The following is a 26,782-nucleotide window of genomic DNA, read 5'->3' on the forward strand; positions in this document are numbered from 1 at the left end:
CTGACTTACCCTTCAAGATAATAGAGACTGCGCTGTTCAAGAATCCATTCCATATGGTTCTTCCTGCTCGATCGGATAAACAATTCAAAGCGAATCGAGCATGAGAGTAATTTTAGTGCCAAAACCTAAAACAATGAAAGCCCTGCCTCTCTCCCATCCATACGGTTCCTAGACCGTGCCTGCGAGAATCAGATAAAAGCTTGTAAGTACATGTTTATTAATTAAAACCGTCCGTAATTCCAATTGGGAAAATTAAATTCCAAAAGATAAATGGTACATAGAAGTAAGTTAATGAAGAACAGAAATGGATCGAGGAAAATACTTGGTAATAAGATGTATTTCATTTTTCTAGATGTGTTTAACTTGTTTCTACTCCATCATGAAAATGATGGAAAATTATTTTATTAATAAAAATGTTACTTTAAATTACCCTCCAGCGTTTTCTTTTAACAACACTGAAATTATATTTTATCATATATATTTATATATGTAAAGCATTAAACCAGATTGTACTCACTCCGGCATACTTCTTTCAAGCAAAAAAAATAAAGAGGCATAATTCACCTCTTTTATTTAAATGCATTATACTCATTTTCAATTTTGGGGAGTTCCCTGACTTCCTCGACTAATTGACTACCGCACATTGGGCAATCATAGTTTTCCGATGCAAAATCTTTTCTCATCCAACCATTACAATCTGCTGATCCGCACGCATATACTATCGTATCTTCCATAACGATTTCTGGTTCCTCTGAATTCTTTTTACCAAAATACATGAGCAACCTCCTCTTTTTTATATAAAGACTCTGATTAAAGGCGCGAAATCCCACCTTTTTATCATTCCTAGTATACGCATTAAACCAAATTCTTATTTATTCATTGAAAAAATATTCCAAAAACCTAATCACCTATGCGTTTTCCAATCCTGCTTTAACCAAGATCGCTTTAATCATAAAGTAGGAAAAGTGCTCAGGTAAGGCTTCTTTTAGCGGTTTTAGTTTTTCAGAATCCAATTGTTTCGCAGTTTCCAATACAAGGTCATACTCTTTATCCGAGAAAATCCCTTCCCATTTGATATCCAAATGTTCCTCTGCACACTTTAATAAATGATTTTCAATTGAAATGGAAGACAGACCTCTCATTGTCCCGATTACCTTGATTGATTTGCCTTCCTGATATAAGCGATAGCTTTCTAAATGTGATGGCGTAGTGCTTCTCTTTACTGCTTCCTTTGTAACCATTATATTCGTTTCTAATTCAGGATGTGCCTGTACATAATTGGAAATTCCTTCTAGGAACACGGCGCCGAAGCGTTCGAACTTCTGGGTGCCCACCCCTTTTACTTCTAGGAATTCCTGTTCTGTTTTCGGCAGTTTGACGGCCATATCTTTCAAAGATGCATCGGAAAAAATAATGAATGGAGGTACATTTTCCTTACCTGCCAATTCTTTTCTTAACTGTCTCAACTCATTGAACAACCCATGATCTACACTGATGCTGCTTACTTTTTTTATTTCTTTACGCAAGACTTTTTTCTGTCCCAACAGCACTTCCCTGCCAGCATTGGTCACTTTAAGGACTGGAAATTGGCCCCCGGTCATTTCGATATACTGTTTTGCTGTAAGGAAATCAATGAAATCGCCTACATCCTTTGCAGATTGATTATTGATGATTCCATAGGTAGAAAGCTTCTGAAAGCCGAACTCTTCAATTTTCTTATTTCGTGATCCCGTAAGCACTTGGGAGATCATCGTTTTACCGAATCGCTCACCCATTCGCAACATGCATGAAAGGACCATCTGTGATTGTGTAGTTACTTCAATAGAGTCACGTTTATCTGTACAATTTTCACAATGACCGCAATCCTCAGGATTTTCCTCTCCAAAGTATTGAAGAATGAAGGCTTGCAAACACCCTTCAGTAAAACAATAATCCTTCATTTTGTTCAACTTCTTCAATTCCTGTGATTGCCACTCCTGGGAAGGGTTTGATTGATCAATCAGAAAACGCTGAATCTGCATATCCTGGGGGGAATACAAAAGGATGCATTCACTCTCCAAACCATCCCTTCCTGCACGACCTGCTTCCTGATAATAACTCTCCATGTTCTTTGGAGTTTGATAATGGATGACGTATCTGACATTAGACTTATCGATTCCCATCCCAAATGCAGATGTCGCTACCATTAAAGGAACGTCATCACGAATGAATTGGTCTTGCTGTTCCGAACGGTCTTGTTCATTCATGCCAGCGTGGTATCGACCTGTCTTGAATCCGGCTTTATTAAGCTTGGCATACAACGAATCGACTTCTTTCCTAGTGGCTGCATATATGATACCCGACTCATTCTTGTTTTTCTCTATATAGCGCATTAAAAAACGTCCGCGGTTTTCTTCTTTCACAACGGAAAAGAACAAGTTATCTCTTGAAAATCCCGTTGATATTGTATGCTGCCCTGATATTCCGAGCGACTGACAAATATCATCGGTCACATGCGGTGTGGCTGTTGCCGTTAATGCCAGTACAGTAGGAGCTGATGGCATGTTTTTCAATAAGGTCTTGATTTTTAAATAGCTTGGTCTGAAGTCATGGCCCCATTGAGATATGCAATGGGCTTCATCAATGGCCACCAATGAAATGTCCACATTAAATAAATCCTGTTGAAATGCAGCATTTTCCAAACGTTCCGGTGCCACATAAACCAACTTATATCTTCCTTGCTTAATATCGTTCATTCTATTGGATGATTCTAACCCCGAAATGGAGCTATTAAGAAATGTGGCATCAATCCCGTTTTGTTCGAGGGCATCTACTTGGTCCTTCATCAAGGAAATAAGTGGGGATATCACGAGTGTTACACCAGGTAACAAGAGGGCCGGGATTTGGTAACATATTGATTTACCTCCGCCAGTAGGCATGATTCCCGCTGTGTTTATTCCTCCCAACACCTGTTCGATAATCTGTTCCTGACCTTTTCGGAATGACTCATAACCAAAATACTCCTGTAAATATTCACGTGCTTTTTCCATCAATTTACTACTCCTCCTATTTACCTTGTAAGGATCGGTAAGGATCTATTTCTTTCATTGTACCTGCTTTTCCCGTGAACCAAAAGGACAAAAAGAGTAGACACATTAAATCTCAGTGTCTACTCTTTTCGATATATAAACATGTTTTGCATGGATGAATTAATTCAAGACTTGCAATTTAACGTTTTTAACGCCCCAATTCACGGCATCCTTTTCGTTAGGTATATAAATGTCCACTCTATTTCCTTTGATAGCACTGCCCGTATCTGCTGCCGTTGCGTAGCCATAACCCTCTATATAAACTTTCGATCCAAGTGGAATGACTGATGGGTCCACGGAAATTACTTTAGCATCAGGATTAGCTTTCAAGTCGACCCCTGTGGCTGTTGTACCGCTGCAGCCTTGACAATCAGCCGTATAGGCAGTTGCTCTAACAGTTATCTCTTTTTTAATTCCTGCTTGATCCTTGGATTCATTGTTTGTTTCAGCTGGTTCCGTTTGTTCTGCTGGCTTTGATTGTTCTTCTGGCTTTGACTGTTCAACTGGCTTTGATTGTTCTTCTGGCTTTGATTGTTCTGCTGGTGCAGCTTGCTCTGATTTTTGCTCAGGCCCAACACTCGCCGCTTCGACTTTGTTAGCCGCTGGTTTAATGACCAATTCTTGATCAGGATGGATTGTATCTGAATTTAAACCGTTCCAAGATTTAATATCATTTACTGCTACATCATATTTGTCTGCAATTTCCGATAATGTGTCTCCTGACTTGACTTTATAATGCTCTTCTTGAGAAATATGTAAGGTTCCTCCGGCATAAATCATGTCTGAAGACAAATCGTTCCAAGACTTAATATCTTCTATTGATACTTTATATGTTTGAGATATCCCCCATAATGTGTCTCCATCTTTCACTTTGACATCTTCTGCATGAACCGGAATTGTGAAAGCACCGGATATTGCAGCCGCTGCCGCTAACGATAAGATTGATTTTTTCATATGTTGTTACCTCCTTGTGAGCTGCTTTATAAGCTAACGAGTTCAATCTTAACATAGTTTTTTTCTATACAAAGAACAAACAGATAAAGAATAGATGACAAACATCACAGTAAGATAACGGGACTATAACAAGATATTTTAATATTTCGAAAACACATCTTTTTCCAGTTATCTCCCACATCATACTAATGGAGTCATATTATGTATTACCCAAGCATAATAATTAGAGGCTACATCTATACAAAGGAGGTATTTTTTTGACTCGCGAAAAGACTTTTACCTTAGTTAAATCATACAAACCTTTCCATAGTAAATTCGATCCGTGCCCGCCTATTGGGAGAAAGTATTTCAGGACACCTCCTAATTTGTATATTAATTTTCAACCGCCGAATTTGGAGCAGTTCACACCGGAGGAAGCTTTGAAATACGGTACACTTTGGAAGTTCTTTTATGATTTCTATGATAATCCATATCGGGAAAGGGAGACGTAAATGAATAAGAAACTGGATGATGAATATTATCAGCTGCTTGAACAAATACAGGCTGCTGATTTCGTACTTGTCGAGTTGACTCATTATTTGGATACACATCCTAATGACCAGCAAGCATTACAGCAATTCAATCAATTTCACGAATATTCCAAACAATTGAAATCGGTTTTTGAGCCTAAATACGGTCCCTTATTGGGTTTTGGAAACAGTACAGGCGGTGAAAATAAATGGGAATGGGGCCAAGGCCCTTGGCCCTGGCAGGTATAAGGAGAGATATCTATGTGGGTGTATGAAAAGAAACTGCAATATCCAGTTAAAGTAAGAGACTGTAATCCTAGATTGGCAAAATATTTAATAGAACAATACGGGGGGGCTGATGGTGAATTGGCTGCAGCACTCCGTTACTTAAATCAACGATATACAATACCCGATAAAGTCATCGGATTACTTACGGATATCGGAACAGAAGAATTCGCTCACCTAGAAATGATTGCCACCATGGTTTATAAGCTTACAAAGGACGCCACACCACAGCAGATGGTTGCAGCAGGTCTTGGCGAACATTATGCGAATCATGATGGTGCACTTTTCTATCAAAATGCAGCAGGCGATCCATGGACAGCCACATACATCCAAGCTAAAGGCGATCCTATTGCTGATTTATATGAAGATATTGCCGCTGAAGAGAAAGCTCGTGCAACCTATCAATGGTTGATTGACATCTCAGATGACCCGGATATCAATGATTCACTAAGATTTTTAAGGGAAAGAGAGATTGTACATTCCATGAGGTTCAGAGAAGCTGTAGAAATCCTAAAAGAGGACAAAGGGAAAAAAAAGTTTTTTTAATAAAATTCAAATAGAAAAGGCAACGGAAAAGCTTCCGCTGCCTTTTTGTCATTTACGGTCTGAAGAATATGTCCATCCATCTTCCTGGTAAATCTTCTCTTCTTTCATCAGTTTGCCGAGAGCACGTTTGAACGCTCCCTTGCTTAAACCGAAGTGAAACTGGATATCATCAGGTGGTGTTTTGTCACCATAAGGCATAGCACCGCCACGATTCATTAAATAAGTGAAAATGACATCAGCATCTTCCCCCATTAAATCTTGTTTAAAGGGAAATAAAGAAACGTTTAGCGTTCCATCTTCTTTACTATCAATGACGCGCCCTTCAACTAATTCACCAAGACGGGGCTCCTCCTTGCGTTCACTTTCGTGAATGAAGCAGCGATATCCTTCTTCGGAAACAAAGAAAGACCCAACCATAAGCAAACGATAGACATTTCCCTTAACAGTGGTGTTACGGACTCCTTTTAAAGGAGCTTTTACAGCAATCTCCTGGATTACATCTTCCGTAGCAAGTTTACCAAACAGGCGGTCATTGCGATCTGTCTTAAGGGATACATATAGACGATCACCAACCTCAGGCCATAAACGATCAATATTCGGTAGGTCGTCCAGGGATACAAGTATATCTTTGGAAAGGCCGATGTTCACAAAAACACCAAGTTTCCTTTTCACATTGACAACTTCCGCCCAACCATACTGATCAATCTGAATTTCGGGAATCTTCATTGTGGCTGTTAGCCTTGCTTGTTTATCGTGGTAGATGAACACAGTAACTTCATCACCAAGCTCAAGTTCCGTTCCTTCATTCATTTCACTATGATGAAGTAAGACATCTTCTGAACCATCAGTTAAAAACCATCCGAAATCAGCCTTACGTTCCACTTCTAACTCTACAGCCAAACCGGCCTGAATTTTTTGCATGTATATAAATCCTCCTGTAACTTACCTTTACCTACAATTGTACCCAATTATTTATTTTTCCAACATATTTGAATTTATCATTTTTTTGTTGTTCTGTATACCCATTACGGTTTTTTATTTTTTAACCCTTGTCATCTTCGTGGAATGCATGAGGGACTAGAATCTATCCTTGGTTACCATTGCTCAACAAGGTATGCATAATTACTTCGGATAATTGGCTCGGTTTATATGGTTTAACTAAAAAATCCTTAAATCCCAATGAAATACCCTTTACCCTTTCATCAAGTGCCGTCGATACAAAAACGGGAATCTCATTCAAGTCACAGGATCCTTTTAACTCCCTCAGGATCGCCCAGCCGTCCATTTCTCCCTCTTCAAGAAGGATATCTAGTACTATGGCATTCATAATCAGTTATTTCGGTGATATAATTTATTGATTAACTGAAAGGAAAAAGAAAACATTCATGACAAAAAAATTGTATTACACGTCCACCATGACTTCCGAATGGGATACCACTATCCAGGAGTCCGTTGAAGAAAATGGCTTTTACTACATCACTCTTGAAGAAACCGCTTTTTATCCAGAAGGGGGCGGACAGCCTTCAGATACTGGCAAAATAGAAGGAATCACTGTTCTGGATATTATAAAAAGCAATGATGGGAAGATTCTGCATAAGACGGAGAGAAGGCCAGATTCAGAAATCGTTCACTGTGAGCTGGATTGGCCCCGCCGCTTCGATCATATGCAACAGCATAGCGGCCAGCATTTACTCTCTGCAGTCTGTGTCGAACTGTTTGACTCGAATACGGTCAGCTTTCATCTTGGAAAGGAATATTTAACGATCGATATAACGTCCGAATTTAAATGGACTGAAGTACATACGGCGGCAGTTGAAAAGCAGGTTAATCAATATATTATTGAGAATCGCGAAATACTTGCATATTTCGTGACAAAGGAGCAATTACAGACACTTCCTGTCGTTAAAATGCCTACTGTGTCCGAAAATATCCGTATTGTTGAAATAGAAGGGATTGAGTATAACCCTTGCGGCGGAACCCATGTAGCTCGAACTGGTGAGATAGGCTTAATAAAGATTTTCAAAACGGAGAAGCAGAAAGATTATACCCGCCTCTATTTTAAGTGCGGCTTCAGGGCATTGAACGAATTTTCTGAAAGTATCGGTATTCTTTCAGCCTTATCGGATAAATTCAATACCGGACGTACAGAGATATTGAATAGGGTGGAGAAACTGGAGAATGACTATAAGAAGCTACTATCGGTAAATGAAAACTTAAAACTTGAAAATGCAAACTTTCTTGCTGACTCTCTGATTGCAGTAAATGCAGAGGGATTCATCTCTCATATATTCGAAGATAGCTCAATGAAAGATCTGCTTTACCTTGCAGGTACGATTGTAAAAAAGGAAAAGGTTACCGTATTATTAGCATCACGTAAGGAGCAAAAGGTGATTCTTTCGCACAGTGGGTCCTTCCCCTTACATTGCGGAAAATATTTTAAAGCTGAACTCAGTTCGTATAATGGGAAAGGCGGAGGGAGCGAACAGACTGCACAAGCAGGTTTTGCGTCACAAAATGACCTAATGGCATTTTACCAATACACAGTTGAAAGATTAGGCCAAAATTCAGGTGAATAAAACCTCTGCGATATGGGTGATGCCCATTCGTGAAGAACACAGAATTTATTTTTTTCAGAATTAGAAGAGAGAGGACAAATTGTGCCCTCTCTCTTTTTATACTTCTATCTTTAATTTCCGTAACCCTTGTTCTTCAATATGAATATGATATTTTTCTTCGAGCTCCAAGATACGTTTAAAGGCTTCCTCCTGATTATATTCATGGTTTTGCGATTCTTCGGCAAACTCTTTTCTTGCCAAATGATAGGCAAGCTTATCCCTGAATACTCCTTCTTCATACTCATCTATGACTTCATGAAGTTGATCCTCCAATTCCCTGCTTAAATCATATATTTCGTATTCCTTCAAAAACTGGACTCCTTCCATTCCGAAATCTTTAGCAAAGGAATTGAGATACTGTTCAACCTCACTGAATTCTTTATTATTTTCAGTATCGGAAGCAACCCAATATCCGTACTGAACCATTTTGAATAATGTTTCAAACTGTTTCTTGGTAAAATTGATTTTCATTGTCCATTAACCCCTTTTCCGGTTCCTTACACCAAAAAGAATAAACCGCAATGGAACAAAAGTCCAATGCAGTTTATTCTCAATCAAATATTTCGGTTACAGAAAAATAAGCTGCTTTTTCCGTATCTATGACATAATGGCAATCGCCTTTAACCAAATTATAATAACGGTGCTTTTGAATATTTGAAATCATTTGAGTTGAGTCATCTCCTTCTACCTCATGCTCTATTTCTTTGCCTCCCGGAAAATAAAAACCAACTTTCAATTTCATCATTCTCATCCTTCCCTTCATCTGCTTGAATCTCTCTTTTATTTCTTATCCTTTATCATGAAGTTATAAACATAAATTAAATGCTTATTCACTTTTTCCATGATATTCTAGAAAAAAATACTAAAACCAGAAGGTGTTTTTAATGAAAATCAGGAGAGCCATAGAAGAAGATGTAAATGGAATAGCAAATGTACATATAAACAGCTGGCAAACGACTTATAAAGGCATCCTCCCGGATCAATACTTGTCTTCCTTGAATCTGGAAGCCAGAAGGAAAAACTGGTTAAGAAATTTAAAGATGCTGCATAATGCCACTTTTGTTGCGGAAAATGCCCATGGGGAAATCATCGGTTTCACTGCGGGTGGACCTGAACAAACGAATGATCCGCATATTCAAGGTGAAGTATATGCCGTCTATATTTTAAAAGAGTATCAACGGCAGGGATTCGGCCGAAAAATGATAAAAGCGGTCATACATGAACTTATTAAAATGGAACATAAGAATTTAATAATCTGGGCATTAAAGGATAATCCTTCATGCGGTTTTTACAAGGCGCTCGGCGGTCAAGTAATAGCTGAAAAAACTGTTAAAATGGCTGGCATCGAGCTCATCGAGGTCGGTTTTGGGTGGCAAGATATTAAGGATATCCTTTTGCATTTGTGAGCGTACCCGAAGGATGGTTACATTCCATCTTCCACCTCTCATGTCTCAATTAAGAAAGCATTTTTCTCATTACCTAAAAAATAAAGTCGGTGCAATGGTCTTGTCATTGTTACGTATAGCAGTTTAATATCAAGCTCATTTTCACGGCAATACGCTTCTTCCAGGGATATTGCAAATACGACATCGAATTCCAGGCCTTTAGCTTGATATGAAGGAACAATTAATGTTTTATCTTTAGGAATGTTTCCCGCTTCATCTATTAAATGAAAGCTTTGATGGAATGCACTTAGTTTCTCGTTTGCCAGTTTGCAATCTTTCATCGTTTTGGCAATAACGGCAAACGTTTTAAATCCCTCTCCTTTAAGGCTTTCAATAAGTTCGATCAGCTCTTCTTCCCAACCTTTCTTTTCAATGGAAATGAATTCTGGATCCCTGCCATGCCGGACTACAGGTTCAACTTCCGGGAAATCGTAGGTTAACAACTGAAGAATCCGGTTAGCTTGTTTCATTATTTCAACAGTGGTTCTATAGCTTTTTTGTAATTCAGTGTACGTCGCCCGCGGGAAAATACGATGGTGGACCTCATCCCATGTTTGTAACCCCCGGTATGAATGGATGCCTTGTGCCAGGTCACCTACTAGTGTGAACATATCCGTATCCACTGCTGTTTTGAGTGCCTGTAACTGCATGAAACTATAATCCTGAGCCTCATCAATGACGACATTTTTTGCTTTATTTTCTTTGTCGACACCAAAAAGCCGCTCCTGAAGATATAATAATGCACCTAAGTCCTCCATCTCATAGCTTTTATCAGAAAATAATTTATGATTATACTCACATAAAGCACTTGCATCTTCAAAAGTAAGTTTACCATTACTATACGAGGCCAACCGCTCCGGATCTTGATATAATTCCTGATAGTAATGTAGAAGATCTTTATTTTTGAATTGCTTAAAATAGCCTTTTACAGAAGAACGGATCGCTTTTTGGATCTGTCCGATCCTTTCCTCTTTTTTATCGAGGCATTTTGTAACAAATTCCTTGCGTATGTCTGGATCTATATTCTTAATGAGAGCCTTCTCAATTTTAGCCTCATAAAAATCAAGAACACGATCAAGCATTATTTTCTTTTTCAATTTAACTTCATTTTGTAAAATGGCCTTCAGTTTGTCCAGCCTGCCGTATAACGGTAAATACCAATAATCCTCTTCCAATAATCTAATGAACTTCTTAGCGGAATAGAGGCGATATTTATCACAATAAAAATCTGCATCCGGATGAAAACCCCTGAAAATATCCTTTACATATTCGTCCAAAATATATTTAAATACGGGGGAGCCCTTTAGACCTGATATCCAGACAGCGGACTTTATTTCTTCATCATCCTTTTCCAGCATTCGAGTTAGTTTATCATCAGGCACAAGCTTCACTTGCTTTCCTATCGCTGCCTGCACATATTCGGAAAATGTGAATTGTTTTACTTTTTCAACACCTAATTCAGGTAATGCTTCAGATATGTAATCAATGAACACCCGGCTCGGGGCAAGAATCATTAATTGTCGCGGATCGAACAAGTCTTTATAGTGGTAAATGAAATAAGAGATCCTATGTAAAGCAATTGTCGTTTTACCACTGCCCGCTGCGCCCTGAACAATGATAGGTTTATTCAAATCTGCACGAATGATTTTATTTTGTTCTTCCTGGATTGTGGTAATGATATCTGTCAACCGATTGCTGGAACTTTTAGAGAGGGATTCCTGCAATAATTCATCCGTCGTTGTTAGATCAATGTCCCTTACCTCTTCCAAGACACCTTCTTCAATCATTAATTGTCTCTTTAAAGTGATATTCCCGCTAAACGTTTCCCCTTCCGCCTCATATTCAATTTCACCAATCCGTCCCTCATAGTAAAGGTTTGCAATTGGTGAACGCCAATCTACGATGATCTGTTCCTGGCTTTCCCTCTGATAAAGGGACGTTTTTCCGAAATAAAGCACCTCCCCTCTTTCACCATCATTCCTTTCAAAATCCACTCTTGCAAAGTAGGGCTTTTTACTTGCTTTACGTAAACTTTCAAGTTCAGCTTTGGACATTTCAAAAAAGTTGGCTGTCGTCAACAATTGAGAATATAAGCCGGATTCAGACCAATCGGCATCACCAAAAGCTTCTTGCATATTCCGCTGAAATTGATCTTTGCTTGTTTCTGATGTTTTAATGACTACATCTATATAACGTTTGGTAAAATCCAGCCGCTGTCGTTCCAGTTCAAAATCAGGGTGACTTCCCAATATAACCACTCTCCCTTCCTCGTTTATTTATCAAACTTTTAAAAACCGATGCTAAGATGAAATGGACATTTATACTATCAGAAAACCCAATGGTTGACAAATGTGGACACATAGAATTATATAGTTGAAATTAACTTTTTTAGAAGGAAAATCATTGAATGCTTTTCAGAAAATACGAAATAGACATATTTAATTATTACATCTTTAAAAATGTCATTTCCATTCTGGAAGTAGGAAGTTTATTTTCATTTCTTCCAATGGACAATTCTCTTCTCTTTATTCATTATGATATGCAGTGTATTTATTGTATATCAAAAAGATGTTAGACCCATCAATCAGGCGATCCCTTATTAATAGGGGAAGTGCCCAGCTAGACCTTTCTTCCACAAAGGTCATCAATTCTTAACATAAATAACGATAATTTAATGTTTCATTGGAATCTCATGTTATATACTTAGATTAAAATTAAATAATTTTCTTACGAAAGTGGGTACCGTCATGGAAATAAATGAGAGACAACCAATACTATCCCCTAAATTAATCCATGAACTTGAAATTTTATCATCTAAAACAAATATGTCTATCCCTGAATTATTAGAAATATCTGTAGTATCACTGCTAGAAAAGGTGAATAATACCAAAGAAGTGAATGTTGGACTTAATAATAAGGAAATGATTTTAAGAAATAAAATCATCATTAATCAAAATAGAGAAGTTCTGAATAACCAAAGCACTTGACCATATAGGTTAAGTGCTTTTCTGTTCCTTTACATTTACAATGTATGAACAACACCCGATTACTCCACTGACATGTGTACTAAATGATCGTATTCATGACCTTAAAAAACACCTTAACTGCATTATGTTAAATTGATTATTGATTAGATATTCTAACGTGGTTTCCAATGTAATATTTATTCCTCATTATGTAATTCCCCACCAATACAATCAGTAAATTCCTTTGCCCTGTTTATATTTGATGAAAATACACCTAGAGTTCATTCAAGGGTTTCCCATGAAAAATTATATCCATTTGAATTTGTAATTTCGCATTAAAAAAAGCAGCTATTAAACTGCTTATCAATCTTTATGGTTTATTTGATGTCACGTATGTACCAGCTATGAAATCATGTATGGATCTATGATCTTTTCTTAATCCAACCATGAATGCACTGACAATATACCCTATCCCTAATGTAACGGCATAAACTAAAGTAGCAACAAAATTCCTCATTAGCATTGTGCCTATGCCTAATTTTTTACCGTCCACCCTTACTATGCGTATACCCAAAATCCTTTTACCCACTGTATAGCCACACCATAGTATCGGGACAATCAGCAAGTAAAGAAAGTTGACAAACATTGAAAAGTTTTCGTTTTACCAATCACTGGTAATTAATCCGAAAATTATCGCTACTGGTGCAGATACTATTAAGGCATCCAAAAATCCTGCTAAAAAACGTTTCCAAAACCCTACTGAATCGCTCATATATGCCCCTCCTTTTGCATTAGTTACAATTACCTATATTACCAATTATAAGGTTAATATGTAATAAGCCTTTGTGCTCATAATTTTTTTCTGCAAAAAAATAGAACTTACATTACAGCCGATACTTGTTCTTCAATATTAAACTCCTGAGTAATTTTTGCTTATAAACGTTTGTTTTTGCTAATCTAACTTTAATTTTCCTACGAAATAAGATACAATTTAATGAACGGCATTTAATAAATTAATGGATATAAACTGCTGTTTGAGTGAATCAGCGTAAAACTAGTGCAACAAAGTGTTGGAAACGTTGAAACAAAAGATTTTGGAGGAATGTAAATAAATGATTACTGTAAATAATGTTGGTTTACGATATGGCGATCGTAAACTGTTTGAAGATGTTAATATAAAATTCACGCCTGGTAACTGCTACGGTCTGATTGGTGCAAATGGGGCGGGTAAATCGACGTTCTTAAAAATCCTTTCCGGTGAAGTTGAAGCACAATCCGGTGATGTCCATATGGGGCCTGGCGAACGCCTTGCCGTTCTAAAACAAGATCACTTCGCTTTTGAAGAAGAAGAAGTCCTTAAAGTTGTCATTATGGGACATGAAAGATTATACGAAGTCATGCAAGAAAAAGATGCCATCTATATGAAGGAAAACTTCACGGACGAAGATGGAATGAAAGCCGCCGAACTTGAAGGTGAATTTGCCGAATTAAACGGCTGGGAAGCTGAACCTGAAGCTTCCATCCTCTTAAAGGGCCTTGGCATTGCAGAAGACCTTCATACAAAGAAAATGGCCGAATTGAACGGTGGGGACAAAGTTAAAGTATTGCTTGCCCAGGCACTATTCGGTAAACCGGATGTTCTTTTACTGGATGAGCCTACCAACCACTTGGACTTAAAAGCGATCAAATGGCTGGAAGAGTTCTTAATCAACTTCGAAAACACTGTTATCGTAGTTTCCCATGACCGTTACTTCCTTAACAAAGTTTGTACACATATCGCGGATCTCGATTTCGGTAAAATCAAGGTTTATATCGGTAACTATGACTTCTGGTATGAATCAAGCCAGCTTGCCCTTAAACTGACTCAAGATGCCAATAAGAAAAAAGAAGAAAAAATCAAAGAGCTTCAAAATTTCATCGCCCGTTTCAGTGCCAATGCATCCAAATCGAGCCAGGCGACATCCCGTAAGAAATTATTGGACAAAATCAGCTTGGATGACATACAGCCTTCTTCGCGCCGCTATCCATATGTCGGCTTTACACCTGAGCGTGAAATCGGGAACGACCTGCTTCGTGTAGATGGAATCTCCAAAACGATCGATGGCATAAAAATATTGGATAACGTCAGCTTCACGATGAATAAAGGCGACAAGATTGCATTTGTCGGTAAAGATGAGATTGCTAAAACAACCATGTTCAAAATCTTGGCAGGTGAAATTGAACCGGATAGCGGCTCATTCAAATGGGGCGTTACGACCTCTCAGGCATATTTCCCTAAGGATAATGCCGAATTCTTTGAAGGTGTCGATTTAACACTAGTCGATTGGCTCCGTCAATATTCTCCTAATGACCAGAGCGAGAGCTTCCTGCGCGGTTTCTTGGGCAGAATGTTATTCTCTGGTGATGAAGTCACCAAAAAGGCAAGTGTCCTTTCAGGGGGCGAAAAAGTCCGCTGTATGCTTTCTAAAATGATGTTAAGCGGTTCGAACGTCCTTATGCTTGATGAACCTACTAACCATCTAGACTTAGAGTCGATTACGGCGCTGAACAACGGTTTGATCAGCTTTAAAGGATCGATGATCTTCTCCTCTCATGATCATCAGTTCATCCAAACTGTGGCGAACCGTATCATTGAACTTACACCAAAAGGAACAATCGATAAGCAAATTAGTTATGATGAGTACCTTGAAAATAGCCAATTGCAAAAACAAGTGGCAGAAATGTATAAATAAGAAGTTTGTTATATGCGGCACACCCTTATGGGATGTGCTTTTTTCGTTTGCGATCTTTCCTACAGTTGTTTCCAGCCTTTAATGCATTAAAGGTATAAAAAACAGTCTGCAATAAATATAATGATATTCCCCGAAATATGAACACTGAATACTTTAATGGATAACAAGGTATATTGGTAAGAAAGGAGTGAATTAAAATTGGATGGTCATTTAGTGAAAAATATCTTTGAGGATACAGGATACCTTTTTTTATATGATAAATTCAGTTATCAATTTTATGTATCCGGATTGTTCGACTTAGTGGATCAAGAAAAAATAATTTCGGATTTTTTACATACTTATGGCTTCGATGATAAAAACCCACTCTTTTTTGACGACTTTTCCTTTTACTTCAATTGTTTTCATTATTCCCACCAAAAACAAACGATGATGAATTACTTGAAAACAGACTATGACGAACATATTTGTTAAGTATATAAGGCCAGATAAACTGATCATGCCTTTTATTAGCGAAAACCATTCAAAAAACACCAAAAAGTACAGTACTTACTGATTTAAGTCAAAGAGAAATACCAATTTTATCAAGGTACGGAGGAAGGAAAGTTAGTACAATAAAAATTGAACTACCAAACGCTACATTTTCCCATTTTTTCAAATTGTCTTGCCACCTTTCATTTTTCAAATTCTAAACAACGAACTTCTCAGCAGCAGTTAAAATCATTTCTTTTTAAAAAGCCTGCCTTTCTAGCTCTTCCAATTTTTTTAAGGAAGTCATTTTCTGCTTCAAGGAATCTGATTCTCGCCTCGGCCTTCCTAAGTTGGTCCTCTACAGACTGTGGCTTAGAAGTGGGGCGTGATGTACTTCCTTTTCCACGGCGTTCCGTAAGGAAGCCTTCCTCACCAAACCTTTCAAAGGTACTACGCCCGCGCTGTAGACAACGTTTAGGTTGTTTCTTTCCAATTATTCCAATTATTTCGAGATTAAATCCCTGGTCAATGAAAATTTGAGAGGGAGATTTCCCCTTTTTATATTCCTAAACAGTTTTTGTCTTAAATTCCGGACTATAGGAAATAGATCGCTCGGAAGCATTTGGATTCTTTTCAAGTTCTTTAATCTGAAATTCAGTATATATATTCCTACTCATAGAAACCCTCCGTCCATACTCAGTACATCTATTGAAACATAAAAAACCCCGGATAAGGGGGCTGTTGACAAAACGGGGGGAGAGCTTTTGCTCCTTCCCCATTTTGATTTTTATCGTTAATTGCTGTTTATTTATTATTTTTCTTCCTTTTTTTGTAGCTAGTTCATTACTTTTATCATTCGTTTTAAGTTTAATGCCAACGCCGAAAAGAGGCATTGTTCATGGATTTTTTGAATGCCCCTCTTATATGTCTAATATAAATTGTGCTTTATTTTCATGGTGCCTAATGAGCCTTCACACCAGATTCTTCTTAGTTTTTGAACCAGTTTGTAACCACTTGTTTTTGTCCTTTTCATGTTTTCTATAGTTCATGGGCGATAGGGCGTGATATGGTTCTTTGTCGCTGTTTTCCCGAAGCATTCCACTCTGAAAGGACAGACTTTACAGTCATTGGTTTTTGCCGAATAGGTCTTGTAATTTGTTTCGCCACTTCTTATTAAATGTGTAAAGACTAGTTCCTTCTTGAACAACCGCTTATATAAACTAAAAATCGCGATGCACCTAGACTCTCTAAGCCAGGTGTACCGCGATTTTTTCACATTCCGAAACAATACGATGAAGACTAAATCTTATATATATCCTCTTCGTTTGGTAGAGAAGAAATCGCTCCTACCTTCGTACACACGACGGCACCTACTTTATTTGCAAAAAGAATGATCTCTTTAAGTTTACTAAAATCACTAAGAATTGTTTCATAGGACTCAAGATTTGCAAATTGAAATAAAGCAGCACCGACAAATGCATCACCAGCACCAGTTGAGTCAATTGAATTTACTTCGACGCTGTTTATTACACTCATTCCACTTCCATTTGAAAGAAGAGTGCCTTCCCATCCAAGGGTAACAGCCACTATTTTTGCCCCTAAATGATGGAGCATTGCTATTCCATCATATTTATCCATTTTTCCCGTGATTAGTTCAAGCTCTACTTCGCTAACTTTTACAAAGTCAGCCATTGATATACCCTTTCTAGCTAAACTAATAAATTCAGCCACTCTATTTTTCCATAAATCATGTCGGAAGTTAGGGTCAAACGATAGAAATATCCCCCTATTTTGTGCAAATTCCATTGCCTTTAAATAAGTTGTTTTAAAAGGGTTTTCCAGAAATGCAGTTGCAGATCCAAAGTGAATGATCTTTGCACCACTTAATCTATCTAGGTATAAGTTATCCTCTGTTAAATTTCGATCCGCTCCTCTATTGAATACAAAATCCCTTTCACCATTTGCTTGTAAAGAAACAAATGCTAAAGTAGTTGGTGCTAAATCGTCAGTAACAATCATCGATGTATCAACCCCCACCTCTTTCATCGTTTCTATTAAAAATAATCCAAATGGGTCATTTCCTACTTTTCCAATAAGACTCGTTTCCCCACCTAGCCTTGAAATAGCAGCTGCGACATTCGCTGGTGCACCCCCGGCTTTCTTTAGAAAATGATTACCTTCCATTAAATTAACATCAATATCTGTACAATAAAAATCGATCAAAAGCTCCCCAACGCATATGACTGCGCGGTTTGTTTTATTCATTTACATTACACTCTCCATTCTTGTGATTTAGGTAAAATGAAAATCTATCGATCATTTTCGACAGCCTTCATAAACTCTTACTATCAACCCCTCTTTAATTGGATTGAAATTTAGTCTTTATCTTTCCCATATACTCTTTAAAGGGTATATTTTCAAAGACTTTAATGTAACTTCTCCACCCTTGCTATAAATTTGTAATCCTTTACTTGATGGATCCGGGAAAATTTGATCAGAAATAACCGTTTCACCTTTGTTTCCAAACACTTCTACAGCAGATCGGTCAATGAAAATATGCATTTTCACAGTCCCATTTATTGCATTTAACGGTCCGTCATGCTTACCGACTACATTGTTCCCATAATCAAAGCTTCCTGAACTTGAACGGTCTACGAATAACTGTTTGGTGGCAACATCATAGCCAATAGTCGTATATTCAGTTGCTCCTTTACGAACTTGAAAGCCGAATTCAGTTGCTTTTATATCATCTACATCAAACTCAGCTATCATTTCAAATGTATCTTCTGATAGTTTAGATAGGAGATTACTTTCACCAGATATGACTTTATTTTTATATGAAATTTTTTCACTCTTATCTCGAATGGTTTTTAAAGAAACTGGTGTTTGTTTTAAACGTAAACCTTCTTCTGTCTGAGTTAGCTCCATCTTTCTTGGTAATGTCGTTGAACTTCTCCAAGTCGAAGTTGGTGTATGATTTGCATATTGCCAATTACTCATCCAGCCAATCCAATATTTTTCGCCATTCTTACCCTCAATTCCGCTCCAATCTACTGCGGCATAATAATCTGCCCCATAGTCAGTCCATAACACTTGATTGGAAGGGTTTTCATTTTTAAAAGTTTTCCCGTCAAAGGTACCTACAAAATATTGCATACCTGACCCGCCTGCAGGAGCGCCATCATTAATGCTTACCTGTAGTACCCATTTTGTTTTTGAAGGGTCACCTTCAATTGGTAATTCGATGAGAGTAGGACATTCCCAAATCCCTCCGTTACTACCATGAGTAGAAGGTATCCACTCTCCAGAAACAGCAGACCAGTCTGTAAGGATGCCGCTTTCTTTCGAATCGTCTTTCTCAGGCTCTTTGGCAACTTGGTCTACTTCATTTGGCATGGCCCCTTCATTATAAACATTAACATCATCCATGTTTATATGACCCCAACCACCTGTAGCTTGGTCTACAGCTTTAATATATAACACTTCTCCAATGTATTTAGACGCATCCCAGACGTATTTATGATATTTTTCTTCTTTAAATTTGGTATTGGCTTGTCGAATTAATTCTTGATCATCAGAGGCTCTCACTAACGAAACATAGCGGGTGTTGATATCATTACCACCGCCCAACAGAAAGTTGATTTCTCCAGAGCCACCTAGTTTAAAATATGAGGAGTGCAGTTCACCTGTTGCGTCATCTCCCTTTTGTAGATCAGTAAACCCCCATAAGTGGTAGTTTCCTTGGTGGCCGAAATCCCCTCCCCAGTATGATGATACATTTGTCACATGATCTTTTGTGAAAGCATTACCTTCGATTGTACTCCACCCAGTTAGATCACCTGCCTCAAAATCATGATTAATAATTTCCTTTTCATTTGTCATGATGTTCTTACCAACTTGAACATCTTGGAATAACGTGGATGAATTCCAAACATTTAAGCCAAAATGCCCTGATGAAAAAGTTGAATCATTTACATCATGAATGAGATTTCCATCTAAAGAAATTTTAATATTTTTTCCATGGGTGCTTGCTTTTAAATGGTACCTTTTATCTGTATCTAGATTTATTGTTTTTTCAGCTAGAATGGATATGTCTCCATTTTCGATTTTCATGATTTTTATTGTATCGTTTAAAGCATCGATATTCGCCATATAACCGTTTGTTCCATTAGGATCTGCACGAAAAACGAGCGAGCCAGCTCCATTGCCACCTTTTCCCCCAGATATCTCAATGTTTGCTTCATAAAAAAAGTTATCCCCTGTTTGACCACTCATTACAAAAGCATCCTCCGTAGAGGTTCCACTTTTTCCATCCATCGTGTTCTCCCAGCTACCGTTTACATCTGTCCATTTTGATAAATTGGTTTCAAAGTTAGATGTATTCTTGAACTCCACATTTCGAAAGGCAGCCGTTGAATTCCACGCTGACAATCCATAGTATCCATAATCGAATTCTATATCTGTTTTTTTTATAACGGATTGATCGTTTACAGAGACTTGAATTTGATCCCCATCTGTTTCCACCTTCACATGGTAGGTAGTTGAAGTTTTGAGGGTAAAAGGTTTTCTCGCAATTTCCTCATTTGTTCCATCTACATTCTTACTTAATGTTATGACATCGTTTTTGGCATCAAAGCTTGCAACATAGCCGTTCTTTGCACTCCTATCTGACCGAAAAACTAAACCGCCTGCCCCTTCTCTCCCATTCTTCTCATTAAGGGTAATATCTCCCTCATAGCTAAATGATTCACCTGTCTGGGATGACATGGCATAAGAAGTTCTGTCTAAGCTATTTGCTTGTATTCCACCATCTTCGCCGAATTCACTTGCATACTCCCACTCTTTTAAATTAGGTGAGGTATAAAACATGATCTTATCCTTAGCCGCTAACGACATAACCCATTGGTTTGATTCTTCATGCCAAAATACTTTAGGATCGCGCCAATCTTGTATAGGAGGGTCTGGCATTACGGGATTCCCTTTATACTTTTCCCAAGTTCTTCCTTCATCTAGGCTATACGCTATACTTTGGACTTGCTTCTCCCCTGAATGCGTAAAGATGGCAACCATTGCTTCTTTTCCAAAGCCAGCTGTATTGTTCCAATCAATAACAGCACTCCCCGAGAAAATCTGGCCGTTTTCATCCGGCGATAAAGCAATCGGCAAATGCTCCCAATTAACAAGATCTTTACTGACAGCATGCCCCCAATGCATCGGTCCCCATGTCGTTCCATACGGATGATATTGATAAAACAAATGATATTCACCTTTATAAAAAACCATACCATTCGGATCATTCATCCAGTTAGCTTCAGGAGAAAAATGAAATTGATTACGGTATGGTTCATTATAATACCCAGGATCTTCTGCATATGCACTATTAAATGGTAAACAAGGGACAGTTAAACATATTAGTAGAATACTAATACTCCTCTTCACTTTTATTTCACATCCCTTTTTTAAAATCTAAAATGACATGTGATCGTTATGCTGGACTATTTCCGCGCAATCGATCTAATAAAACGGCTGCCACAATGACTCCACCTTTTACAACTAACTGCCAATAATAGTTGACATCCATTAGAGTTAACCCATTACTGATCACCCCCATAATTAAAACCCCAATAATTGTTCCTATTATTTTCCCTTTTCCACCTGTTAAACTTGTTCCTCCTAGAATAACAGCAGCAATTGCGTCTAATTCATACATTTGACCAGCAGTTGGCTGTCCAGAAAACAACCTTCCCGCTAAAACGACTCCTCCTAAACCAGCTAGTAAACCACTAATCGAATACACATTGATTAAAGACTTTTCAACCTTAATTCCAGTTAACCGAGCTGCCTCTTCATTGCCACCAATCGCATAAATATGACGACCAAACATCGTATATTTAAGAACAAAAAACATCACAACATATACTAAAGACATGATATAAATAGGAGTGGGGATTCCGAAAATACTTCCACCACCGATGAATTTAAATGTTTCGTTTTGTAAAACAATTGGATAACCGCCACTAATGACATAAGCGAGTCCACGAACATATGTGAAGCTGCCTAGTGTAACAATAAATGCTGGTAACTTTGCTTTGGCTGTAAGAAAACCATTAATCAGTCCTACTGCATACCCTACTAGTACGCCTGATAACATCGCAATAATAGGATTAACTCCTGCAGAAGAGACCATGACTGAGATAACGCCTGATAGAGCAACTGTTGCACCAACTGATAAATCAATACCACCAGTTAAAATAACGATTGTCATCCCAGCAGCTAAAATAGCAATAATGGAAACCTGTTTTAATACATTCAATAAATTGGCTGTATCTAAAAAATTTGGTGCTGTAAATGAAAGTACTACACACAATAATAATAAAATCATGATCATGCCAAGCCTATTCCATAAAGAATAAAGGACATTTCCTATATTTAGGCGTTGTGAATGTGTAATAGTTTGCGTATTCCCTCTCATTTCTCTCTCCCCCCTTTGGTAGCTAAACGCATAATTGTTTCCTGTGTAGCTTCTTCCTTCGAAAGCTCGCCTGTTAACCTTCCTTCACTCATGACAAGTATTCGATCACTTACCCCCAATACTTCAGGAAGTTCAGATGATATCATTAAAACGGCCAATCCTTCATCTGCAAGCTTTGAAACAATCTTGTGGATTTCAGTCTTGGCACCTATATCAACCCCTCGTGTTGGTTCATCAAGTAGTAGTACCTTTGGTGCAATTGATAGCCACCTAGCGATCACTACCTTTTGTTGGTTCCCACCACTTAAGTTTGATACTTGCTGTTCTGGGGAAGCTATTTTTATATTTAAGTCTTCAATATATTGGTTAGCGCTTTCATTTGCTTGCTTCCAATTAACAATTCCTGCTTTAGCGTGTTTTTTCAATTCAGCCATTATGATGTTCTCTTTTACGGACATTGATAAAAATAACCCTTGTTCTTTCCTGCTTTCAGGTACATGTGCAATCCTATTAGCAATAGCATCTATTGAGGATTTGATTCTAACAGATTGACCATCAACCAATATTTCGCCACTTTTCAACTCGGACAAACCGAAAATGGCCCTAACCAATTCTGTTCTGCCAGCTCCAACAAGCCCCGCTAAACCAACAATTTCACCTGGGTAAATTTTTAAAGATACATTCTTTACAATTGTGTTATCAGAAACATTTTTCAATTCAAGTACAGGTGAAACTTCCGTTAGATTTTTTGTGCCAAAAGCTTTTGACCGATTAAACAAGTCCTTTAAATCCCTTCCTACCATCAGCTTTACGAGATGATCAGGATTTGTCTCTTCAATCGGCCCACTTGCAATCCATTCGCCGTCACGTAATACAGTGAACCTATTAGAAATTTTAAAGATTTCTTCCATTCTGTGAGAGATATATACAATAGCAACTCCCTGCTTTTTCAAATCATCAATAATTTCAAACAGCTTTTTTATTTCTTTATCTGTTAAAGAGGCGGTTGGTTCATCCATTATGAGTACCTCTGCATTAAAGGATAATGCTCGGGCGATCTCGACCATTTGTTGTTGAGCAACACTTAAGGTCGAAACCAATTGGCGTGGATTTAGATTCGACCCCATTGAATCTAACACCTCTTGGGCACGTTCATGGACCTCATCCCATTTCACCATTCCTAAACCATTTCTAGGAAAGTTCGAACCCATTAAGATATTTTCACTTATTGTTAAATTAGGAGAAAGGTTTAACTCCTGATGAATAACACTAATTCCTTTGTTCCTTGCATCAGTAGGGTCCTTCCATAAAATTGGTTGACCTTTCAAGTAGATTTTCCCACCATTGTCATCAGGTGTATGAATGCCTGCGAGGATTTTCATGAAAGTTGACTTTCCAGCGCCATTCTCTCCCATTAATGCATGTACTTCACCTGGATAAAGTTCCATTCTCACATTGTTCAATACGGTTACACTTGAGAACGTTTTACCAATCCCTTCCATATTCAACACTGGCTTTTTTAGAATTTGTTGGCCTTTAAGCGACATTTCATTGACAGCCATACCTTTATCTCACCCCTTATATTGATTTGAAGAGGCTGATTAAAGGAGGAATCCTTATCAGCCTATTATTGAAAGAGGCTTACCAACCTTGGTAAGAATCTAATGTATCTTGAGTTACAATCTCAACTGGAACTTTAATAAGCTCCTCAACTTCTTCACCATTTTTCACTTTCATTCCGATTTCAACAGCTTTTTTGATCATGTTACTAGGTGACTGAGCTGAAGTTGCAGCAATTGTACTTCCTTCCTTTGCCATTGCTTCTGTGGCTTCAGGAGCACCGTCCACACCGACAATGAAAAATTCATTTTTACGATTCGCTTGCTCTTGAGCAATTTCAACACCAATTGCTGCTGGATCATTAATCGCAAATACAGCGTCAATAGAGCCTGATGAATTAGCTTGTAAAATACTTTCCATCACCGTTAATGCCTTTTCGCGATTCCCTTCTCCATTTTGCTTCGCGATAACTTTAATTTCGGAATCCTTTATTGCATCTTCAAATCCTTGAATACGATCAGATACAGCCGAAACAGGAGGTCCATCAATAATAACTATTTTTCCTTTTCCACCTAATTTTTCAATCACATATTCTCCGGCCAGTTTACCAGCTTGATAGTTGTCTGAAGTAACAGTTGCATCGACACCACCTTCAGCATTAGTATCTACAGCAACTACTGGAATATCAGCAGCTTTGGCCTGTTGAACAGCTGCCGCAATTCCTTTTGTATCAACAGCATTTAAAAGAATGATATCTACCTTTTTCGTAATAAAGTTTTCAATTTGAGCTGCTTGTTTTGCTAGATCATATTCAGCGCTTTCAACTAGAACTTCAGCACCTAATTCTTTTCCTGCTTCTTCAGCACCTTTAGCCATGGAGACGAAGAAAGGGTTTGCTAAACTCCCCACTGCTACACCGATCGTTAATTGTTTGTTACCTTTTTGTCCTTCGTTCCCATCTGTTGGTCCATTTGATGATTCACTAGCCCCACTACATGCCGTCATCGCGGCAATTACAAAAGTCAAAACTAGTATTCCTAGAATTTTTACATATTTTTTCATATTAATCCCCCTAGTTTTTGAAGATGAAAATAATTAGCTACAGAACGAGAAATTGTTACCGCTCTCAATCTCTTAAACTAGATCACCTCCTTAAATGAATATTTTTGGTTGAAATAATGGAGATATGGTTGATTTTGATAGTTTTTTCACATTGACTTTTTATTGATAACGCTTTCATCCCTCGTAAAACAATATAATTACCCTTTACCCCTTATAATTACAATTGAATGAATTTGGTTGGTTTTGATTGATTTTGATTATATTAAAGCTGTTTGTAATTGTCAATGGTACCAATTATTACAAAAAATATATTGATAACATAAAATATTAAACTTTCAAATGGAATGTTTAATAGATGGAGCAGATTTTCCCTCATTGTTAATTGATCACATTACAATGAATCAAGCATTCTTTATTATATTGATAAAACAAAGGGGTAAATTTCCAATAAAATAATTTCAGAATTTTCAAAAAAGCTGGTATTCAAACTGTCTGAATCGACAGTTTGAATACCAGCTTTCCTTCAACGATAGCAAATTTAGTTTTTAATCCCTCACAATAATTATCTCCGTTTTCTCCTTATATTTTCCTAACGTTATTGTACTTTCTTCATTCGTAATAACTTTTGTTTGGTTTAAATCTGCAAACTTAGAAAATGATACTTCTCCAAATTTTGTATGATCTGCTAATACAAAGGCCTCACGTGACAAGAAAATGGCTCTTTCTTTTATTTGCGCCTCTTCTGGATCTGGGGTAGTCAATCCAAAATTATAATGAATAGCGTTCGCACCCATGAAACACTTATCAAATCTGTATTTTTTTATACTTTCGTATGCATAACGTCCAACTGTTGCTTTAGTAATCTTTTTAACAAACCCACCAATAAAATATGTACATATTTCATTTTCAAGTAATGCATCTAAATGATCAATTCCGTTTGTAATGACAACGATATCTTTTTGCCTTAAATGTTTGATCATCTGATACGTTGTTGTTCCAGCATCAAGATAAACACAGTCGCCGTCCAAAATTAGTTCTGCCGCATATTTTGCTATCTTAGCTTTTTCCTCAAGGTTCTGCGTTATTTTCTCAAACACACTTGGTTCGTCTCGCTTACTATGTAAAAGTGAAGCTCCACCATGTACTCGTTTTAAGTAGTTCTGCTTTTCTAATTGATCTAGATCACGACGCAAAGTAGATTCTGAAGTATTTGTTAATTCTACTAGCTCATGAATCTTAACATTCCCCTTTTCTTTTAACAGCTTTAAAATTAATTGATGCCGTTCCGTAATAAGCATGTTATCTCCTCCTCGTATTACACTTCTATTTAAAGGTTCTTCGTGTATTCTAGTTTAATTAATTTTAGTATATAGAATTTTGCAGTGACATGTGAGAACTATATTAGGGGTACCGCCAACAAGCTATGGTGAATTTGTATCATCACAACGAAAAAACGCTATTCTTTTTGTAGAAATATACAGGAAGGATGGCGTTTTCTATGAGTTTTTCTGTTTCAGACGAGATGAATCTCTTTTCTCAAGAACTTCAAAACTACTTATCCCATCTTCTCTACAACAATTAGCTAAAGAATGGATTTGAGTCAATATTTTGGACACAAAAAAGTTAAATCTTAAGCTGCATTTCTAATTTGGTCTTCAATAGCTTGTGGAGTTTTATATCCTAAGCTGCTGTGAATTCTTTTTCGGTTATACCAACCTTCAATAAATTGGAATATCGCTAATTTAGCTGTTTGGTAATCTAGATACTGGACGTGGTTGACTTCTTCCTTTTTTAGTATCGCATGAAAGGATTCAATACAGGCACTATCGTGCGGGCAACCTTTTGACTAAAGGATTGCTTAATATGATGATTCTGGGTATGATGAGTAAACTCACTGCTTTTATATTGTGAGCCAAGACCCGTATGAAGAACTAAGCCCTCCGAGGGCTTTTGTGAAGAGTGAGCGTTATCGAAAGCTTTTATGACCAGATCTGTCGTCATAGAACGTGAAAAGGAATACCCAACTATTTTCTTTGAATGAAGATCCAATACAGAAGCTAAATAACACCATCCGTCTTTTAACGTGTGGATATACGTAAT

22 protein-coding genes and 3 pseudogenes are annotated in these 26,782 nt (G+C 37.6%); 8 read left to right on the forward strand and 17 right to left on the reverse strand.

Annotated elements, in window-relative coordinates; all coding sequences use genetic code 11:
* Positions 1-569: 569 nt before the first annotated feature.
* The 3 genes from ACFX4X_RS08315 to ACFX4X_RS08325 form a co-directional block, all read right to left on the reverse strand.
* A complete protein-coding gene (locus tag ACFX4X_RS08315; protein WP_061463486.1) occupies positions 570-776 on the reverse strand; it encodes a cold-inducible protein YdjO-related protein in 207 nt (68 codons plus the stop codon).
* A gap of 132 nt (positions 777-908) precedes the next feature.
* Positions 909-3,032, reverse strand: coding sequence for a DNA helicase RecQ (recQ, locus tag ACFX4X_RS08320; protein WP_377382913.1), 2,124 nt, complete (start codon positions 3,030-3,032; stop codon positions 909-911).
* 156 nt (positions 3,033-3,188) lie between these two features.
* A complete protein-coding gene (locus tag ACFX4X_RS08325; RefSeq protein WP_377382914.1) occupies positions 3,189-4,022 on the reverse strand; it encodes a 3D domain-containing protein in 834 nt (277 codons plus the stop codon).
* A 257-nt stretch (positions 4,023-4,279) separates the two neighbouring features.
* Between ACFX4X_RS08325 and ACFX4X_RS08330 the strand changes: the two genes are divergently transcribed.
* The 3 genes from ACFX4X_RS08330 to ACFX4X_RS08340 are packed head-to-tail and all read left to right on the forward strand — an operon-like array spanning position 4,280 to position 5,362.
* On the forward strand, positions 4,280-4,513 hold the full coding sequence (locus ACFX4X_RS08330) for a spore coat associated protein CotJA (RefSeq protein ID WP_061463488.1): 234 nt from the start codon (positions 4,280-4,282) through the stop codon (positions 4,511-4,513).
* Entirely contained in the window at positions 4,514-4,780 is a 267-nt protein-coding gene (locus ACFX4X_RS08335) for a spore coat protein CotJB (protein WP_284470536.1), read from the forward strand.
* A gap of 12 nt (positions 4,781-4,792) precedes the next feature.
* Entirely contained in the window at positions 4,793-5,362 is a 570-nt protein-coding gene (locus tag ACFX4X_RS08340) for a manganese catalase family protein (RefSeq protein WP_061463490.1), read from the forward strand.
* Positions 5,363-5,410: 48 nt separating this feature from the next.
* On the opposite strand, the gene ACFX4X_RS08345 is transcribed toward ACFX4X_RS08340, so the two are convergent.
* The gene (locus ACFX4X_RS08345) at positions 5,411-6,283 is read right to left on the reverse strand and encodes a CvfB family protein (RefSeq protein ID WP_061463491.1); all 873 of its coding nucleotides are present in this window, start codon (positions 6,281-6,283) and stop codon (positions 5,411-5,413) included.
* Between the two features lie 163 nt (positions 6,284-6,446).
* Positions 6,447-6,689 carry a response regulator gene (locus tag ACFX4X_RS08350; protein WP_377382917.1) on the reverse strand — a complete coding sequence of 81 codons (243 nt, stop codon included), beginning with the start codon at positions 6,687-6,689 and terminating at the stop codon, positions 6,447-6,449.
* A 58-nt stretch (positions 6,690-6,747) separates the two neighbouring features.
* Between ACFX4X_RS08350 and ACFX4X_RS08355 the strand changes: the two genes are divergently transcribed.
* Complete coding sequence (locus ACFX4X_RS08355; RefSeq protein ID WP_377382919.1) at positions 6,748-7,938, forward strand: alanyl-tRNA editing protein; 1,191 nt, start codon at positions 6,748-6,750, stop codon at positions 7,936-7,938.
* 96 nt (positions 7,939-8,034) lie between these two features.
* On the opposite strand, the gene ACFX4X_RS08360 is transcribed toward ACFX4X_RS08355, so the two are convergent.
* Together ACFX4X_RS08360 and ACFX4X_RS08365 are read right to left on the reverse strand one after the other, a co-directional pair.
* On the reverse strand, positions 8,035-8,448 hold the full coding sequence (locus ACFX4X_RS08360) for a hypothetical protein (RefSeq protein ID WP_061463494.1): 414 nt from the start codon (positions 8,446-8,448) through the stop codon (positions 8,035-8,037).
* 79 nt (positions 8,449-8,527) lie between these two features.
* Positions 8,528-8,719 (reverse strand): hypothetical protein, encoded by a 192-nt coding sequence (locus ACFX4X_RS08365; protein WP_089364340.1) that lies wholly within the window; start codon positions 8,717-8,719, stop codon positions 8,528-8,530.
* A gap of 142 nt (positions 8,720-8,861) precedes the next feature.
* Between ACFX4X_RS08365 and ACFX4X_RS08370 the strand changes: the two genes are divergently transcribed.
* Positions 8,862-9,383 (forward strand): GNAT family N-acetyltransferase, encoded by a 522-nt coding sequence (locus ACFX4X_RS08370; protein ID WP_377382921.1) that lies wholly within the window; start codon positions 8,862-8,864, stop codon positions 9,381-9,383.
* Between the two features lie 38 nt (positions 9,384-9,421).
* Here ACFX4X_RS08370 and ACFX4X_RS08375 read toward each other — a convergent pair whose 3' ends face one another.
* The gene (locus ACFX4X_RS08375) at positions 9,422-11,680 is read right to left on the reverse strand and encodes a HelD family protein (protein ID WP_377382923.1); all 2,259 of its coding nucleotides are present in this window, start codon (positions 11,678-11,680) and stop codon (positions 9,422-9,424) included.
* 489 nt (positions 11,681-12,169) lie between these two features.
* Here ACFX4X_RS08375 and ACFX4X_RS08380 point away from each other — a divergent pair, with 489 nt between their 5' ends.
* The gene (locus ACFX4X_RS08380; RefSeq protein ID WP_061463498.1) at positions 12,170-12,409 is read left to right on the forward strand and encodes a hypothetical protein; all 240 of its coding nucleotides are present in this window, start codon (positions 12,170-12,172) and stop codon (positions 12,407-12,409) included.
* Positions 12,410-12,758: 349 nt separating this feature from the next.
* Here ACFX4X_RS08380 and ACFX4X_RS08385 read toward each other — a convergent pair.
* A pseudogene (locus ACFX4X_RS08385) lies at positions 12,759-13,160 on the reverse strand (RDD family protein).
* A gap of 340 nt (positions 13,161-13,500) precedes the next feature.
* On the opposite strand from ACFX4X_RS08385, the gene ACFX4X_RS08390 reads away from it, so the two are divergent.
* Both ACFX4X_RS08390 and ACFX4X_RS08395 read left to right on the forward strand, forming a co-directional pair.
* Positions 13,501-15,120, forward strand: a complete 1,620-nt coding sequence (locus ACFX4X_RS08390) for an ABC-F family ATP-binding cassette domain-containing protein (RefSeq protein ID WP_061463500.1) — start codon at positions 13,501-13,503, stop codon at positions 15,118-15,120.
* Between the two features lie 198 nt (positions 15,121-15,318).
* Positions 15,319-15,591, forward strand: coding sequence for a hypothetical protein (locus ACFX4X_RS08395; protein WP_061463501.1), 273 nt, complete (start codon positions 15,319-15,321; stop codon positions 15,589-15,591).
* 1,296 nt (positions 15,592-16,887) lie between these two features.
* Here ACFX4X_RS08395 and ACFX4X_RS08400 read toward each other — a convergent pair.
* The 8 genes and pseudogenes from ACFX4X_RS08400 to ACFX4X_RS08435 form a co-directional block, all read right to left on the reverse strand.
* On the reverse strand, positions 16,888-17,853 hold the full coding sequence (locus ACFX4X_RS08400; RefSeq protein ID WP_377382925.1) for a carbohydrate kinase family protein: 966 nt from the start codon (positions 17,851-17,853) through the stop codon (positions 16,888-16,890).
* A 117-nt stretch (positions 17,854-17,970) separates the two neighbouring features.
* Positions 17,971-19,905 carry a glycoside hydrolase family 32 protein gene (locus tag ACFX4X_RS08405; RefSeq protein ID WP_377382933.1) on the reverse strand — a complete coding sequence of 645 codons (1,935 nt, stop codon included), beginning with the start codon at positions 19,903-19,905 and terminating at the stop codon, positions 17,971-17,973.
* A gap of 78 nt (positions 19,906-19,983) precedes the next feature.
* Positions 19,984-21,015, reverse strand: a pseudogene (locus ACFX4X_RS08410) (glycoside hydrolase family 32 protein); the annotation flags it as partial.
* A 58-nt stretch (positions 21,016-21,073) separates the two neighbouring features.
* The gene (locus ACFX4X_RS08415; RefSeq protein WP_225988884.1) at positions 21,074-21,976 is read right to left on the reverse strand and encodes an ABC transporter permease; all 903 of its coding nucleotides are present in this window, start codon (positions 21,974-21,976) and stop codon (positions 21,074-21,076) included.
* An 80-nt stretch (positions 21,977-22,056) separates the two neighbouring features.
* Entirely contained in the window at positions 22,057-23,622 is a 1,566-nt protein-coding gene (locus tag ACFX4X_RS08420) for a sugar ABC transporter ATP-binding protein (RefSeq protein WP_377382927.1), read from the reverse strand.
* Positions 23,623-23,701: 79 nt separating this feature from the next.
* Positions 23,702-24,682, reverse strand: coding sequence for an ABC transporter substrate-binding protein (locus tag ACFX4X_RS08425; RefSeq protein WP_377382929.1), 981 nt, complete (start codon positions 24,680-24,682; stop codon positions 23,702-23,704).
* Between the two features lie 545 nt (positions 24,683-25,227).
* Positions 25,228-25,980 (reverse strand): DeoR/GlpR family DNA-binding transcription regulator, encoded by a 753-nt coding sequence (locus ACFX4X_RS08430; protein ID WP_284470528.1) that lies wholly within the window; start codon positions 25,978-25,980, stop codon positions 25,228-25,230.
* Between the two features lie 332 nt (positions 25,981-26,312).
* Positions 26,313-26,782 (reverse strand): annotated as a pseudogene (locus ACFX4X_RS08435) (IS3 family transposase); the annotation flags it as partial.

Source organism: Peribacillus sp. YIM B13481 (assembly GCF_042787985.1).
Taxonomy (GTDB): domain Bacteria; phylum Bacillota; class Bacilli; order Bacillales; family DSM-1321; genus Peribacillus; species Peribacillus simplex_A.

Excerpts from the sequence above, each read along its gene's own strand:
- ACFX4X_RS08415 (WP_225988884.1), bottom strand. The coding sequence starts at position 21,976 with ATGATCATGATTTTATTATTATTGTGTGTAGTACTTTCATTTACAGCA.
- ACFX4X_RS08400 (WP_377382925.1), bottom strand. The coding sequence starts at position 17,853 with ATGAATAAAACAAACCGCGCAGTCATATGCGTTGGGGAGCTTTTGATC.
- ACFX4X_RS08370 (WP_377382921.1), top strand. The coding sequence starts at position 8,862 with ATGAAAATCAGGAGAGCCATAGAAGAAGATGTAAATGGAATAGCAAAT.
- ACFX4X_RS08315 (WP_061463486.1), bottom strand. The coding sequence starts at position 776 with ATGTATTTTGGTAAAAAGAATTCAGAGGAACCAGAAATCGTTATGGAA.
- ACFX4X_RS08365 (WP_089364340.1), bottom strand. The coding sequence starts at position 8,719 with ATGAAATTGAAAGTTGGTTTTTATTTTCCGGGAGGCAAAGAAATAGAG.
- ACFX4X_RS08335 (WP_284470536.1), top strand. The coding sequence starts at position 4,514 with ATGAATAAGAAACTGGATGATGAATATTATCAGCTGCTTGAACAAATA.
- ACFX4X_RS08380 (WP_061463498.1), top strand. The coding sequence starts at position 12,170 with ATGGAAATAAATGAGAGACAACCAATACTATCCCCTAAATTAATCCAT.
- ACFX4X_RS08420 (WP_377382927.1), bottom strand. The coding sequence starts at position 23,622 with ATGGCTGTCAATGAAATGTCGCTTAAAGGCCAACAAATTCTAAAAAAG.
- ACFX4X_RS08355 (WP_377382919.1), top strand. The coding sequence starts at position 6,748 with ATGACAAAAAAATTGTATTACACGTCCACCATGACTTCCGAATGGGAT.
- ACFX4X_RS08405 (WP_377382933.1), bottom strand. The coding sequence starts at position 19,905 with ATGGATGGAAAAAGTGGAACCTCTACGGAGGATGCTTTTGTAATGAGT.
- ACFX4X_RS08360 (WP_061463494.1), bottom strand. The coding sequence starts at position 8,448 with ATGAAAATCAATTTTACCAAGAAACAGTTTGAAACATTATTCAAAATG.
- ACFX4X_RS08425 (WP_377382929.1), bottom strand. The coding sequence starts at position 24,682 with ATGAAAAAATATGTAAAAATTCTAGGAATACTAGTTTTGACTTTTGTA.
- ACFX4X_RS08340 (WP_061463490.1), top strand. The coding sequence starts at position 4,793 with ATGTGGGTGTATGAAAAGAAACTGCAATATCCAGTTAAAGTAAGAGAC.
- ACFX4X_RS08350 (WP_377382917.1), bottom strand. The coding sequence starts at position 6,689 with ATGAATGCCATAGTACTAGATATCCTTCTTGAAGAGGGAGAAATGGAC.
- ACFX4X_RS08325 (WP_377382914.1), bottom strand. The coding sequence starts at position 4,022 with ATGAAAAAATCAATCTTATCGTTAGCGGCAGCGGCTGCAATATCCGGT.
- ACFX4X_RS08390 (WP_061463500.1), top strand. The coding sequence starts at position 13,501 with ATGATTACTGTAAATAATGTTGGTTTACGATATGGCGATCGTAAACTG.
- ACFX4X_RS08430 (WP_284470528.1), bottom strand. The coding sequence starts at position 25,980 with ATGCTTATTACGGAACGGCATCAATTAATTTTAAAGCTGTTAAAAGAA.
- ACFX4X_RS08345 (WP_061463491.1), bottom strand. The coding sequence starts at position 6,283 with ATGCAAAAAATTCAGGCCGGTTTGGCTGTAGAGTTAGAAGTGGAACGT.